The following is a 14,749-nucleotide window of genomic DNA, read 5'->3' as shown; positions in this document are numbered from 1 at the left end:
GCGCTGGCGCAGACTTACATCACAGTTTGCTGTTCTGGCAGCCGCCACTCACGCATTCGCGCACGCGGTCTTGCAGGAATTGCGCGCGTTCGATGGTGGTCCGGGTGGCGCAATCGAGGTTGACATAGAAGTCCGATGCTTCGCGTTTGGAGCAATTCTGGTTACGGTTGCTGATCCACGCCAGCTGGCCCGATTTCAGCTTTTGCTTGCCGCCGGCATCGAGCTGGGAGCTCAGTTTTTTGTAGTTGGCGTTGAGTTCCTTGTCCGCTTCCTGGTACACCTTGTTCAGGCAATACAGGCCGTCGAAGTCGTTGCGCGGCGTGTCGCAGGCCGAGTTGGCGAAGGCGGAACCGGAGGCAAGGACGAGCAGGGCAAGCATGATTTTTTTCATTGTTTTCTTTCAGCAAGGGATGGCGGCGAGGCTGGCCGGCAAGCACGGGAGTGCGCTTGCGTATCTTATAACATCGCGCATGCGGATCTTGTTCGTCTGACCAGTGTGTGCTGCCCGCATGTACTTTCTGCGGAGACATAAAAAAAGCCCACGCTCGCAAGCGCAGGCTTTCTTCCAGGACACGTCACTGCGGCGCAGGCGTGTCCGGTTTACGTTGTCAGGAACCGCTTACGCGAAGTTCTTGGCAACGAATTCCCAGTTGACCAGGCCCCAGAACGTTTCCACGTACTTGGCGCGCAGGTTGCGGTAGTCGATGTAGTAGGCGTGTTCCCAGACGTCGCAGGTCAGCAGCGGCTTGTCGCCGGTGGTCAAAGGGCAGCCGGCGTTCGAGGTGTTGACGATGTCGACGGAACCGTCGGCTTTTTGCACCAGCCAGGTCCAGCCCGAACCGAAGTTGCCCACGCACGACTTGGTGAATTCTTCCTTGAACTTGTCGAACGACGACCATTTGGCGTTGATCGCGTCAGCCACGGCACCGGTAGGAGCACCACCGCCGGCCGGCTTCATGCCGTTCCAGTAGAAGGTGTGGTTCCATACTTGCGCCGCATTGTTGAAGATGCCGCCCGACGATTTCTTGATGATGTTTTCCAGCGACAGGTTCTCGAACTCGGTACCCTTGATCAGGTTGTTCAAGTTGGTGACATACGCCTGGTGATGCTTGGCATAGTGGTATTCCAGGGTTTCTTTCGAAATATGCGGCGCCAGAGCGTCCATTTCATACGGCAGTGGTGGCAGAGTATGTTCCATGTGATGTCCCTTTATGGTGAGTGTTCGGAGTCTTCCGGCCTGGGCCGGAGGGTTGAGCCTTGCGTGCTTGAACCAAGCATTCTTGCTGAACGAGCCACTATTGTAAAGCGGATGCGCCATTGCTGCAGATTCCCACACGCGTCGCGGATGCCGTTGGCGTAGTGATTCTCGTTTAGCTTGAATCGGGTGGAAAAGTTCCCATCCGCAAGCCTTACCGGATGCGCCGCGTGGTTTCCCTGACGATCAGTTCCAGCGGCGGAATGGCCGCCTGCACGGCTTCGCCATTGATCAGTCCCAGCAGCGCTTCCGTGGCGATGCGGCCGATGTCGTACAGGGGCTGGTGGATGGTCGTCAGCGGCGGCGTCGTGTAGGACGAGCCGGGCAAGTCATCGAAACCGACGAGCGAGATGTCGTCGGGCACGCGGATGCCCTTGCGGTACAAACACAGGCGCACGCCGTAGGCGGACAGGTCGTTGGCGGCGAAGACGGCGCTGAATTGCTGCTGCGTATCAAATAAATGGTTCATGGCCAGCATCCCGCTGGCCTCGTGGAAATCACCTTCCACCATCAGCTTCGGATCGATGGCGATGTCCGCTTCGCGCAGCGCGCGCTGGTAGCCGGTCAGCCGTTCGGCCGCATCCGTGTTGTTGGCGGGGCCGGCAACAAACGCGATGCGGCGGTGGCCCAGTTCCACCAGGTGGCGCACGGCCAGGTAGGCACCGTATTCGTTGTCGAGCTTGAAGCCGATGGCGTTTTTCGTCGCCAGCAGGCGGCCCGTCGAGACGATGGGCCGTTGCTGCGAGAAATCGAGCACGCTCTGGTCCGAGATGCGCCCGGACAGCAGGATGATGCCGTCGACCTTCCTCGCCAGCAACAGGCGGATGCGGTCGGCCTCTTCCTGCGCATTCCAGTGCCCGCTGACGATCACGGACGCGTAGCCCGTGTCTTTCAATCCATCGTCCACGCCGCGCAGGCTTTCGTCGAAGAAGGGGCTGGAAATATCCTGCACCACGATGCCGATGGTCATCGAGCGTCCCTTCTTCAAGCCTTGCGCCATCTGGTTCGGCGCAAATTTCATGTGCGCAATCGCCGCCAGCACGGCGTCGCGCTTGTCGTCGGACACCCTGGCCGTGCCGTTCAGGATGCGCGAGACAGTGCTGGGCGACACGCCGGCCTGACGGGCCACATCGAGCAGGGTGGAGGGGGGAGCAGCGTGGACGCTATCGTTCAAGGTGATTCCTGGGTATCAAGATGGCTGGTTGTCAGTGCTCTGAAAACCTTTTCATCGAAAGATTACCATAAATGCCGGCAGGGCCGTGGGTCGGCGCTTGAAAACGTTTTCACAAAAAACAACGACGGCTCAAATGACGAATTTTTGCACTTTTTCATAGGAGAACCCGCGCCACGGCGTGCAGCTTGCCATGCTGCCCTCAATAAAAATGACAACTTTTTCGGTTGACTTGATTTTCTTTGCGGTGTTAAATGGACACATGTTGTGAAAACGTTTTCAAGATAGAAGACGCTCAATAAACGGAGATGAATAATGAAGTCAAGCATCCTTGGCGCCGCCCCCCTGGCCGCGCTGACCCTGGCCGCTGGCGTGGCCGCCGCGCCCGCCGCCGTCCCGCCGGCCGCCGTCCTGCCGGCGCTGGCCCCGGCGACCATCACTGTCGCCTCGTTCCCCGACTTGGACCGCGCCGTCAAGACGGCCTTGCCCCTGTGGGAAAAGCTGTATCCGCAAGTAAAGGTCAAGCTGGTCAGCCTGCAGATCGACGACCACCATAACTCGATGACGACGGCGCTGGCGGCCGGCGCGCGCCTGCCCGACGTGATGGCCATCGACTTCCGCTATGTGGGCAGCTTCGCCGAATCGAAGGGCATGGAAGACTTGTTGCAGCCACCTTACGGGGCAGGGCAGTACCGCGCCCGGTTCGTGCCGTTCACCTTCGTCCAGGCCACCAGTTCGCGCGGCACCCTGGGCGCCATGCCGGCCGATCTGGGGCCGGGCACCCTGTTTTACCGCAAGGACTTGATGGACAAGGCGGGCATCAAGGAAAGCGATCTGACGGCTTCGTGGGAGTCCTACATCGCCGCCGGCAAGAAGCTCAAGGCGGCAACGGGCACCTATCTGCTGGCCGGCGCCAGCGACCTGGCCGACATCGTTATCCGCGCCAATTTGAAAGATGGCGAAGGCATTTACTTTGGCGACAAGGGGCAGGTGCTGGTCGACTCGCCCCGCTTCGTCAAGGCGTTCGAACTGGCCAAGGCGGCCAGGATCGCTGGCATCGACGCGCGCACCGTGGCCTGGACGGGTGAGTGGGCCGAAGGTTTTAAACGCGACAAGGTGGCCAGCCAGATGATGGGTTCCTGGCTCAGCGGCCACCTGGCCAAGTGGCTGGCGCCGGCTTCCTCCGGCCAGTGGCGCGCGGCGAACCTGCCGGCCGGCGCGCTGGCGTCGTACGGCGGCTCCTTCTACGGCATCCCGAAAAAGGCCGCGAATAAAACCCAGGCCTGGGAATTCATCAAGTTCATGACCGTGAACAAGGATATCCAGCTGCACTCGCTGAAAGAGATCGGCGCCTTCCCTGCATTGACGGCGGCGTATGCGGACCCGATGATGGACGAGCCGCAAGCGTACTTCGGCGGCCAGAAGACGCGCCTGCTGGCGCGCGACACGGCGGCGAAAATCCCCGTCATCCGCGTCGACAAGTTCGACGCCGTGGCGCGCGACATCGTCAACATGGAACTGGAAAGCGTGCTGGCGCAAAACAAGGATATCAAGACGGCGCTGGCCGACGCCAAGGCCCTGATCACCCACCGCGCGCGGCGCTAGGAAGCGGCATGAATACGACCATGCAATGCGCCGAAACCGGGTCCATCCCGGCGCGGCCCGCCAAAAAACGCTACAACATGAAACAGTGGGCGCCGTATATTTTCATCAGCCCCTTCTTCATCCTGTTCGCCGTCTTCAGCCTGTTCCCGCTGCTGTTTTCCATCTATTTGTCGTTCAACCAGTGGGAAGCGGCCAGCGGCGTGGAAGCCATGCAGTGGGTGGGGCTGGACAACTACAAGTATGCCTTGAGCGACCCTTGGTTTTTGCGCTCGCTGGGCAATACCGTCTGGCTGGCGCTGGCCTCGGGCGTGCCGCAGCACCTGGTGGCCATTCCGCTGGCGGCCTTCATCCACAACAGCTTCAAGCGCTCGCGCAACCTGGTGATCGGCATTTACTTTTTACCGTTCATCACCTCCAGCGTGGCCATCGCCATGGTTTTCAACACCCTGTTCTCGCGCGACTATGGCCAGATCAATGTGCTGCTCCAATGGTGCGCCAGCCTGCCGCTGGTGGGCGGCTTGTTCCCCGCCGAATCGATCGACTGGCTGGGCAGCTCGCTGTTCATCAAGCCGGCCGTCGCCTTCGTGATTTTCTGGCGCTACCTGGGCTGGAATCTGGTGCTGTACCTGTCCGCGCTGCAGGTCATCCCCAAGGATTTATATGAAGCGGCCACCATCGACGGCGCCTCGAAACGCCAGCAATTCTGGTACATCACCCTGCCGCAGCTGCGCCCCATGATCTATCTGGCCGTGACACTCACCATCATGGGTAATCTGCAGCTGTTCGAGGAACCGTTCGTGCTGGTGGCCGAATCGAGCGGCGTGAGCCAGTCGGTGATGACGACGGCCATCTTTGTCTACAAGACGGCGTTTTCCTCGGGTGACTTCGGCACGGCATCGGCCATTTCCTGGCTGCTGTTCCTCATCATCGCCAGCACCACCTGGGTGAACAACCGCATCTTCAGCCGCAACGAGCGTAGGGAGGCAAAATGAAAACTACCCGCTGGACGGCCTATGCCATGGTGGCCATCGGCGCCCTGATCATGGTCGCGCCGTTCTACTTCATGTTCGTCTTCGCCACGCACACGAGCGCCGAGATCTACAGCCTGCCGCCGCCGCGCTGGTTCGGCACGGCCCTGCTGCACAACCTGGAATTGCTGCAGGAGCGCCTGCCGTTCTGGCGCAATATCGGCATCAGCCTGTACGTGGCCCTGATGACCACGGCCCTGACCTTGTTCTTTTGCTCGCTGGGCGGCTATGCGTTCGCCATGTACGAATTCCGCTTCAAGCGGCCCTTGTTTACCCTGGTGATGGCGTCGATGATCATCCCGTCCTTCATGAACATGATCCCGACCTTCATGCTGATGGATTTCCTCGGATGGCTGGACCAGCCGCGCGCCCTGTACGTGCCGGGAGCGGCCGGCGCGCTGGGTATTTTCCTCATGCGCCAGTACATCGGCACGGCCATTCCGAGGGACTTGATCGAGGCGGCGCGCATCGACGGCTGCGGTGAATTCGCCATCTACTGGAGAGTCGTGCTGCCGCTGATCGGTCCCGCCATGGGTACCCTGGGCCTGATCACCTTCATCAACTCGTGGAACAATTTCATCACGCCGCTGGTCGTCATGCGCTCGGTCGAGAACTACACGATCCCGCTGGCCCTGCGCAGCATGCAGGCGCCGAACAACACGGAGTGGGGCGCGCTGATGACGGGCGCCGCGATCGCCGTGCTGCCGCTGCTGCTGATGTTTTTTGTCGCCTCGAAGCGCCTCATCGAAGGCTTGACCCAGGGCGCCGTCAAAGGCTGATCCACACATTTATCTCAACCCCTCACACTGACATGACCACCATGCATAACGACGATACTGACATTAACTTTCCCGCCACCTTCACCTGGGGCGTGGCCACCAGCGCTTACCAGATCGAGGGCGCCGCCGCCATCGACGGCCGCGGCCCGTCCATCTGGGATACCTTCAGCCACACGGACGGCAAGATCATCGATGGCAGCAATGGCGACGTGGCCTGCGACCACTATCACCGCTACGTCGAGGACGTGGAGCTGATCGCCAGCCTGGGCGTGAACGCCTACCGTTTTTCCATGTCCTGGTCGAGGGTGCAACCGACGGGTTCCGGCGCCTGGAACGAGGCCGGCTTCGACTTTTATGCGCGCCTGCTCGACGCGCTGGCCGCCAAGGGACTCGATGCCCATCTGACCCTGTACCACTGGGACTTGCCGCAAGCCTTGCAGGACGAGGGCGGCTGGCTCAATCGCGCCACCTGCTACCACTTCGCCGTCTACGCGGCCGAGGTGGCGCGCCGCTTCGGCCACCAGGTCGCCAGCATCGCCACGCACAATGAACCGTGGTGCACGGCCGTGCTGGGCCACGGCACGGGCCAGTTCGCGCCCGGCATGGCCGATCCGGCCGCCGCCGTGCAAGTGTCGCACCACTTGCTGCTGTCGCACGGCCTGGCCATGCAGGCGATGCGCGCCGTCAATCCGTCCGCGAAACTGGGCATCGTGCTCAATCAATGGACGGCCACGCCGGCCACCGACAGCGCGCAAGACCGCGAGCTGGCCGAACTCGAATATGCGCGTTCGGTGCAGTGGTATATGGATGCCATCTTCAAGGGTCGCTACCCGGCGCTGGCCCTGAAACACCCAGATGCTTCTGCTTTGGCTATCTTTGAAAACGATTTCATAGATATCAAGCAGCCCATCGATTTCCTCGGCGTGAACTACTACACGCGCGCCTTCATGAGCGCCGAGACGCCGCCGCGCAAGCCCGAATGCAAGCTCGGTGTCAACGACATGGGCTGGGAAACCTATCCGCAAGGCTTGACGGAGCTGCTGGTCGGCCTGCACCGCGAATACCGGCTGCCGCCCGTCTACATCACGGAAAACGGCATGGCCGTCGCCGACAAGCCCGTCGACGGCAAGATCCACGACGCGCCGCGCATCGAATATGTGCAGCTGCATCTGGACGCCTTGCGCGCCGTGATCGCGCAGGGCATCGACGTGCGCGGTTATTTCTACTGGAGCCTGATGGACAACTTCGAGTGGAACTCGGGCTACGCCAAGCGCTTCGGCATGCTGTACGTCGATTACGCCACGCAGCAGCGCAGCTTCAAGGACAGCGCCCTGTGGTACCGCGATTTTATTATCGCCCAGCGTGCGTCCCATGCCGTTGCCCTGGTCGGGGAGCACTGAGATGGCCGCCATTTCCCTGCGCGGCATCCGCAAGACCTACGGCGACGGCCCGGAAATCGTCAAGGGCCTGGACCTCGATATCCATGACGGCGAATTCATGGTCTTCGTGGGACCGTCCGGCTGCGGCAAGTCGACCCTGCTGCGCATGATCGCGGGACTGGAAGACATCAGCGCGGGCCAGCTGCGCATCGGCGACCTGCTGGCCAACGACGTGGCGCCGGCCGAACGGGGCATCGCCATGGTCTTCCAGAGCTACGCCCTGTATCCGCACATGACGGCGCGCGACAACATGGGCTTTGCCCTCAAATTGGCGGGTAAACCAGAAGCCGAAGTGCGCGCCGCCGTCGGCAAGGTGGCGGAGATTTTGCAGATCACGCACCTGCTCGACCGCAAACCCAAGGCCTTGTCGGGCGGCGAGCGCCAGCGCGTGGCCATCGGCCGCTCCATCGTGCGCCAGCCCAAGGTGTTTTTGTTTGACGAGCCGCTGTCCAACCTCGACGCCTCGCTGCGCGTGCAGACGCGCATCGAGCTGGCCAAGCTGCACCAGGAACTGGGCACCACCATGATTTACGTCACCCACGACCAGGTCGAAGCCATGACCCTCGGCGACCGGGTCGCCGTCTTCCACGGCGGCCACCTGGAGCAGGTGGGCGCGCCTTTGGCCCTGTACCGCCATCCGGCCAGCCAGTTCGTGGCCGGCTTCATCGGCGCGCTGCGCATGAACTTTTTGCCGTGCGCCGCCGTCCCGGCCCTGGCTGGCCAGCTCGGCGGCGCGGCGGGCATGCTGGTCGGCATACGCCCGGAGCACCTGCGCCTGGTGCCGCACAGCGAGGGCTATGGCGCCACGGTCACCCTGATCGAGCAGCTGGGCGATGCGCAGATCATTCACGCGACGCTCGATGGTCGCATCGACGGCGGCCCGCACGCGGTGGCCATCAAGCTGCACGGCGAGGTGCGCCATGCGCTGGCGCAGGGCAGCGCCATCGGCTTCGCACCTGAAGAGGGCCATGCCTTTTTATTCGACACGGCCGGGCGCGCCGTGGCTACCCATAGACCCCGCACGGAGGCGACATGACTTCAGATTGACACCCAAAAAATGTGCAGCAATAGCCAAAGAGCTATGTGATCATCATTCAACCAGCGGTACAGGAGACAACAACAATGCAGCAGCTCAAACGCAACACCATCGCCCTCAGCCTGGCGCATGCGACCTTCGCCCAGTTCATCTTGCTGGGCAGCGGCGCCGCGCTGGCACAGGACACAGCAGCCACTGACGCGGCAAAACCGGCCGCCGAGCAGATGGACCGCATCGTCGTCACGGCCACGCGCCGCAACACCTTCGTGCAGGAGACGCCGCTGGCCGTCACCGCCTTCAACCAGGACACCCTGCAAAACAATCAAGTGAAAGATCTGGCCTCGCTGGCCACCATGGTGCCCAGCCTTGTCGTCGAGCAGCATGGCGATTCGGGCGGCGTGCACGTCTACATGCGCGGCGTCGGCTCGGCCAATCACACGGAGCTGGGCGACCCGGCCGTCGCCTTCTATGTCGACGGCGTGTATTCGCCGCGTCCCCAGGGCGCCACGGCGCTGATGTATGACTTGAGTCACGTCGAGGTGGCGCGTGGTCCGCAAGGCACGCTGAATGGCCGCAATTCGACGGCGGGCGCCGTCAACCTCGTCTCGGCCGCGCCGAGCACGGCCAAGTTCATGGGCTCGGCCGGCATCACGGTGGGCGACTACCGCCATTTGCAGACGCAGGGCATGCTCAATATCCCGTTCTCCGACGATGTGGCGCTGCGCATCGCCGCCATCAAGGATAGCCATGACGGCACGGTGGATTTTCGCCGCGGCTCGAACGTCATGCCGGGCACGGCCAAGTATGGCGCCGGCGACCAGATGGGCGTGCGCGCCTCGCTGCTGTGGAAGTTCACGCCGCAACTGCGCGGCACCTTCATCGCCGATTACTTCCTCGACCAGGGCGCGGGCAACGTCTACCTGGCGGCCGAACCGAAGCCGGGCGAGAAGCTGCGCTCGGCCCTGATCGACACGCCGGGCACGCTGGACCAGTCGATTTTGACCTACAAGGGCAAGCTCAATTACAAGCCGACGGAGGCGCTGGACTTCACTTACCTGGGCAGCTGGAGCCGCTACAAGCGCCAGAACAGCAACGATGCCGATGCGGGCCTGTTCCCCGGCTTCAAGTCGGAAAACCGCACCGACTGGGCGCAGTTCGACAGCTATTCGCACGAGCTGCAGGCCCGTTCGGACGACGATGCGCCGTTCCAGTGGGTGGCCGGCCTGTTCCTCTTCAATGAAAAGAACAAGGTGCGCTTCGATATCGACCGCAGCCAGATTTCGCAGGCGGCCGTGCAGCAGGATATCGCCAACGGCGCCGTGATCTTCGTGCAGCCCACCGTGGGCCAGTATGCCTCGGCCATGTCCTTCATCCAGGGCGACCGCCAGCTCAAATCAAAGGCCGTGTTCGGCCAGGTCAGCCAGCAAGTCACCGATCAAATCAAGCTGACGGCCGGCGCGCGCTACACGCAGGACCATAAATTCGATATCGGCGGCCAGAACTGGGCCTGCCCGAACTGGCCCGCGAACACGCCGCTGGGCACCACGGTCCTCACTGCCGACCAGCTGCGCCAGTTGGTCACGCCGGGCACGGGCCTGGCCAATACGCACAATATCGGACCAGGCGGTGCCATCACGGCCGCCGCCTGCGGCAATACGCCGGGCGACAATACGGCCGACCTGAAATACGGCCAGGCCACCTGGCTGGGCCGCATCGAGTACAAGCTGCGCCCCGACATTTTGCTGTTCGGTTCCGTGACGACGGGCTTCCATTCGCCGGCCATCGGCGACGGCGGCGCCACCACCAAGCCGGAAAAGCTGACCAGCTATGAAATCGGCTTCAAGTCGGACTTGCTGAACCGCGAACTGACGCTGAACCTCGATGCCTTCCTGATGAAGTACAAGGACAAGCTCGAATCGCAGGTGGTCAACAGCGTGCTGGCCAACTTCAACGCGGCCGGCGCCACCGTCAAGGGCCTGGAAGCGGAATGGGTGTGGCGGCCAACGAAGGTCGACCGCCTGACTGGCAACGCCACCTGGCTCAAAGCCGTGTACGATGATTTCATGTCGTGCGACGTCGATGCGGCGCGCGCGAATGGCCAGTCCTGCGGCTCGACGGCGCCTCTGGTGAACGTGGGCGGCAGCACCATGAAGCATGCGCCGAAGTTTTCCACGACCGTCCAGTACGAGCATGATTTCAGTGTCGGCGGCGGCCAGCTCACGCCGCGCGCCTCGGTGCACTACGAAACCATGTCGTATGTGGGCGCGGGCGCGTTCAACGGCGACGTGCCGGGCCACGCGGGCGTCAAGCGCCAGGAAGCCTACACGACCCTGGACCTGAGCCTGCGCTTCCAGCCGGCCAACAAGGCGTACACGGTGGAAGCGTTCGTGCAGAACGCCACGGACAAGGCGGTCAAGCTGGACGTCAATGAAATCTGCACGGACGTGGGCATGCCATGCCAGCCCACGCAGCAGATCTACGGCGCCTTCTACAACGCGCCGCGCACGGTGGGCGCGCGCGTGTCGATGAAGTTTTGATGGCGTAGTGTGAAAGAGTAGTTGCAGTCCACTCAGTAGGGGAAGGTGTTGGGCCGGGGGAGCTTCCCCGGCCTTTTTTATTCCAGCGCTTATTCCAGAGTCGCCTGCACGCTGGCGATGCCGATCTGCGCGCTGCCTTCGGCCAGGCGCACGTTGACGTTCTGGCGCGCCTGCAGCTGCGCCGGCGAGCGCACGATGTTTCCCTTTTCGTCACGCAAAATCGCGTAGCCGCGTTCCAGGGTGCGCTGCGGATTCAGTAACTCCAGCTGCGCCGCCAGGCCGTCGAGGCGGTGGCGCCGCTGCGTCACCAGCTGCGCCATGGCCGCGCCGCCGCGCCGCTGCATTTCCACCAGGCGGGCGCGCGGCGCCGTGACGTCGGGCCGCAAGGCCGCCCAGCGGTTGCGCAGGCGTTCCAGCGCGTACTGCGACTGGCTGACGGGCGCGCGCGCCGCATGCGTCATGGCCGTGGACAGGGCCAGCAGCTGCAAGCGCTGCTGTTGCAGCTGCGCCTTCGGGTTGAGCAGGCGGCGGCTGTGGCGGTCCAGCGTCTGCGCCGCATCGTCGAGGCGGCGGCGCATGGCGCGGCGCAGGTCGGTCGCGTCGGCGCGCAGGGAGGCCAGCCAGTCGGCGCGCGGCGTGGCCGCCAGTTCGGCCGCCGCCGTCGGCGTGGCCGCGCGCAGGTCGGCCGCGAAGTCGGCGATGGTGAAATCCGTTTCGTGGCCCACGCCGCTGATCACGGGCATGGAGCAGTCGGCGATCGCGTGCGCCACGCCTTCATCGTTGAATGACCATAAATCCTCGATGCTGCCGCCGCCACGGCACACCAGCAGCACGTCGCACTCGGCCCTTGTGGATGCCGTGTGGATGGCATGCGCGATTTTTTCCGGAGCTTGCTGGCCCTGCACGGGCGTCGGATACAGGATGATGTGGACGTGCGGGGCGCGGCGCTTGAGCGCGATCAGGACGTCGCGCAGGGCGGCCGCCTGCGGGCTGGTGACGATGCCGATGCTGCGCGCGAACATGGGAATGGCGCGCTTGCGTTCCTGGTCGAACAGGCCCTGCGCCGCCAGTTTTTCTTTCAGGCGCTGGAACGCTTCATACAGGGCGCCCACGCCGGCGCGGCGGATGGCTTCCACATTGATCTGGTAATCGCCGCGCGCGCCGTACAGGGTGACGAGGGCGCGCACCTCGACCTTGTCGCCTTCGCGCGGCGTGAAGCCGGCAAACTGGGCACGGCCGCGGAACATCACGGCGCGCACCTGGGCGCCGTCATCCTTGAGGGTGAAGTACCAGTGGCCGGAGGCGGCGCGCGTGAAGTTGGAAATCTCGCCGGCGATCCAGGTCAGGGGAAACGAGCGTTCGAGCAGGCGCGCGACGGCCTGGTTCAGTGCGCTGACGGTCAGCACGGGCGGGGCGGCAAAGCCGCTGTCAGTCGGGGAGTCGTTCATCATCAGGCAGGGGGGAAGAAGCAAGCTGTCCACATATTATCGGCGAGGTCATGCTTATGTCATATATCGCGCAAAACAACAAGTTCTATTTCTAAGTATTTGATTTCATGCAGAATTCCCGTATGCCTGATTTGCGTGCACAGGGAAAAAAACCTTTAATATCAAGCACATCAGTGCAGCCCCTGCCACTTACGCACAAAGTTATCCACAGAAAGTGTGCGGAACTTTTTGCCTTGGACAATTGTTGCCGGACAGGCCCCTTTCGGCAAAGGAAAATGCCTTGCCACATTTTTGCGCACGGAAATAAAGTACATAGGAATCAAGCGCTTAGTATCGCATGCATGGCCTTGCGCACAATCTTATCCACAAAAAATGTGCAGAACTCGGAGCCGGCGCGAGAATGATCCACTGAAACGGCCATGGCATGGCTTGCCTGAATTTTGCGCAGCATAAAAATAACCATATAAATCAAGGGTGTAGCATCCAGGTGTACGCCTTGCTCACAATCTTATCCACAGAATGTGTGCAAAACTGCATAAACCGTTTCGTGGTTTGTCCGGGTTTTCCACTGCATGCACAGGCAGCATCGCTGCCTTATTTTTAAGCATTGAAAAAAACTCCTTTTAAATCAAGGGTCTTGCATGGAGTCAATCGGCTTGCTCACAATCTTATCCACACTTTATGTGTGGAACTGCATTCTCGGTGGAAAAGTATTGTTTGACGATGGTTTTTGGCATGAAAACCTCTGTTTTTCACGCCCTGCTATTTTTTTATGCAGGGAAATAAAAACGATATAAATCAAGGTACTTGGCGTCTATTCTTGCGCTTGCGCACAATCTTGTCCACAGATTGTGTGCAGAACTTTGACGCTTGCAATGCCACTTGTTTAGCTCTGCCTGCCACTTTTTTGCGCATTGACTTAATAACCTTTAAAATCAATGGCTTAATTGAATTCCTCGGCTTTGCGCACAATCTTGTCCACAGTAAATGTGCAGAACTCTGTAACTATTAATTTATTGATATTGACTACTGTCGATAAGCTGCTATGCCTGTATTTTGCGCAGCATGATAATTGTCATGTAAATCAATGACTTGCATTCTGGACTTCATGCTTGCTCACAATCTTATCCACACAAAGTGTGCAAAACTGTGCGCTCGCCGCGCGGTGTGGACAAGTACGCATGCAAGCGCCACTTGCCGCCGGCGCGGCAACGCGCTACATTGCGCCATTCCTGCGCGGACGTACCATCGGTCTTCGGCGCTCGGTACAATACAGGCTGTTCGGATAATTCACCGCCTTCCCTTTACCAGGAGTTTCTTTTGCTCGCTATATTTCAAGCCGCCGGCTGGCCCATCTGGCTGTTGTTGATCGCTTCCATCGTCGCCCTGGCCCTGATCGTCGAGCGCCTGCTGTATTTGCGACGCGCCAAGATCCTGCCCCGCAAGCTGTTCGATGAAGTGGTACAGGTGTATCGCAGCGGCAAAATTACGCCGGACACGGTGGCCAAGCTGGAAGACAATTCGCCGCTGGGCGTGGTGCTGGCCGCCGCCCTGCGCAACGTCGACGCGCCGCGCGAGGTGATGAAGGAATCGATCGAAGAGGCGGGCAGCGGCGTGGCCCACACGCTGGAACGTTTTCTGACGACCCTGGGCACCATCGCCACCCTGGCGCCGTTGATGGGCCTGTTCGGCACGGTGATCGGCATGATCGAGATTTTTGCTTCGCCCGGCGCCACCGCGTCGAACTCGGCGCTGTCGCACGGTATTTCCGTCGCCTTGTATAACACAGCGTTTGGCCTGGCCATCGCCATGCCGGCCCTGATCTTCTACCGCCATTTCCGCGCCCTCGTCGACAGCTTCGTTATTGACATGGAGCAGCAAGCGGTCAAGTTCGTCGATATCGTCCACAGTGGCCGCCAATGAACTTCCGCAAAGGCAAGGGGCGTGAAGACCCCGAAATCAACCTGATCCCGTTCATCGACGTATTGCTGGTGATCCTGATCTTCCTGATGGTCAGCACCACCTACAGCAAATTTACGGAGCTGCAGATCACCTTGCCGACGGCCGACGCCGAGCAAGCCAAGGACAAGCCGCAGCAGATCGACGTCACCATCGATGCCAAGGGTAACTACACGGTCAACCGCGAACCCATCTCGTTCCGCGACGTGGCCGGCCTGGCCGATGCCCTGCAAAACGCGGCCAAGGCGGCCAACGGCGGCAAGGCGCCCGCGCAGACGCCCGTGGTGGTGGTCAACGCCGACCAGTTCGCCATGCACCAGATGGTCGTCCACGTGATGGAAGCGGCGCGCCTGGCCGGCTATGAAAAGCTGACGTTTGCGGCGCAAGCCGGTGGCAAGTAAGGCCAACCCCCAACCCCAACCGAAGTGCCGGGGTCGGACCCTCAGGGTCCGACCCCAGGTGTCGATTTTGGGTTCCAATTTTACTTGACAC

12 protein-coding genes are annotated in these 14,749 nt (G+C 61.5%); 8 read left to right on the top strand and 4 right to left on the bottom strand.

Translation table 11 applies throughout. The annotated features are described in order from the left end of the window. Positions 1-19: 19 nt before the first annotated feature. The 3 genes from KY494_RS11100 to KY494_RS11090 form a co-directional block, all read right to left on the bottom strand. Positions 20-391 carry a lysozyme inhibitor LprI family protein gene (locus tag KY494_RS11100; RefSeq protein WP_219133319.1) on the bottom strand — a complete coding sequence of 124 codons (372 nt, stop codon included), beginning with the start codon at positions 389-391 and terminating at the stop codon, positions 20-22. Positions 392-619: 228 nt separating this feature from the next. Beyond that, on the bottom strand, positions 620-1,198 hold the full coding sequence (locus KY494_RS11095; protein ID WP_219890968.1) for a superoxide dismutase: 579 nt from the start codon (positions 1,196-1,198) through the stop codon (positions 620-622). 211 nt (positions 1,199-1,409) lie between these two features. Beyond that, positions 1,410-2,429 carry a LacI family DNA-binding transcriptional regulator gene (locus KY494_RS11090; RefSeq protein ID WP_219890967.1) on the bottom strand — a complete coding sequence of 340 codons (1,020 nt, stop codon included), beginning with the start codon at positions 2,427-2,429 and terminating at the stop codon, positions 1,410-1,412. Between the two features lie 312 nt (positions 2,430-2,741). On the opposite strand from KY494_RS11090, the gene KY494_RS11085 reads away from it, so the two are divergent. From KY494_RS11085 to KY494_RS11060, 6 genes are all read left to right on the top strand, one after another. Continuing rightward, entirely contained in the window at positions 2,742-4,031 is a 1,290-nt protein-coding gene (locus KY494_RS11085; RefSeq protein WP_219890966.1) for an ABC transporter substrate-binding protein, read from the top strand. 8 nt (positions 4,032-4,039) lie between these two features. Then, a complete protein-coding gene (locus tag KY494_RS11080) occupies positions 4,040-5,023 on the top strand; it encodes a carbohydrate ABC transporter permease (protein ID WP_258194800.1) in 984 nt (327 codons plus the stop codon). Beyond that, positions 5,020-5,838: a carbohydrate ABC transporter permease gene (locus KY494_RS11075; protein ID WP_219133324.1), complete on the top strand. Its 819-nt coding sequence runs from the start codon at positions 5,020-5,022 to the stop codon at positions 5,836-5,838. The genes KY494_RS11080 and KY494_RS11075 overlap by 4 nt, the downstream gene beginning before the upstream one ends. Before the next feature lie 32 nt (positions 5,839-5,870). After that, positions 5,871-7,238 carry a GH1 family beta-glucosidase gene (locus KY494_RS11070; RefSeq protein WP_219890965.1) on the top strand — a complete coding sequence of 456 codons (1,368 nt, stop codon included), beginning with the start codon at positions 5,871-5,873 and terminating at the stop codon, positions 7,236-7,238. Between the two features lies 1 nt (position 7,239). Beyond that, complete coding sequence (locus KY494_RS11065; protein WP_219890964.1) at positions 7,240-8,313, top strand: ABC transporter ATP-binding protein; 1,074 nt, start codon at positions 7,240-7,242, stop codon at positions 8,311-8,313. A gap of 86 nt (positions 8,314-8,399) precedes the next feature. Continuing rightward, positions 8,400-10,850: a TonB-dependent receptor gene (locus KY494_RS11060; protein WP_219890963.1), complete on the top strand. Its 2,451-nt coding sequence runs from the start codon at positions 8,400-8,402 to the stop codon at positions 10,848-10,850. A gap of 89 nt (positions 10,851-10,939) precedes the next feature. Here KY494_RS11060 and xseA read toward each other — a convergent pair whose 3' ends face one another. Further along, positions 10,940-12,301, bottom strand: a complete 1,362-nt coding sequence (gene xseA, locus KY494_RS11055; protein ID WP_219890962.1) for an exodeoxyribonuclease VII large subunit — start codon at positions 12,299-12,301, stop codon at positions 10,940-10,942. A gap of 1,317 nt (positions 12,302-13,618) precedes the next feature. Between xseA and KY494_RS11050 the strand changes: the two genes are divergently transcribed. Both KY494_RS11050 and KY494_RS11045 read left to right on the top strand, forming a co-directional pair. Further along, positions 13,619-14,221 (top strand): MotA/TolQ/ExbB proton channel family protein, encoded by a 603-nt coding sequence (locus KY494_RS11050; protein ID WP_219133334.1) that lies wholly within the window; start codon positions 13,619-13,621, stop codon positions 14,219-14,221. Next, a complete protein-coding gene (locus tag KY494_RS11045; protein WP_219890961.1) occupies positions 14,218-14,658 on the top strand; it encodes a biopolymer transporter ExbD in 441 nt (146 codons plus the stop codon). Before KY494_RS11050 ends, KY494_RS11045 begins: the two co-directional genes overlap by 4 nt. Positions 14,659-14,749: the final 91 nt, after the last annotated feature.

The sequence above is a fragment of the Janthinobacterium sp. PAMC25594 genome, from assembly GCF_019443505.1.
Classification (GTDB): Bacteria; Pseudomonadota; Gammaproteobacteria; order Burkholderiales; family Burkholderiaceae_D; genus Janthinobacterium.
Note: the sequence above shows the minus strand (reverse complement) of the source record. Positions and strands in the feature narration are given on the sequence as shown.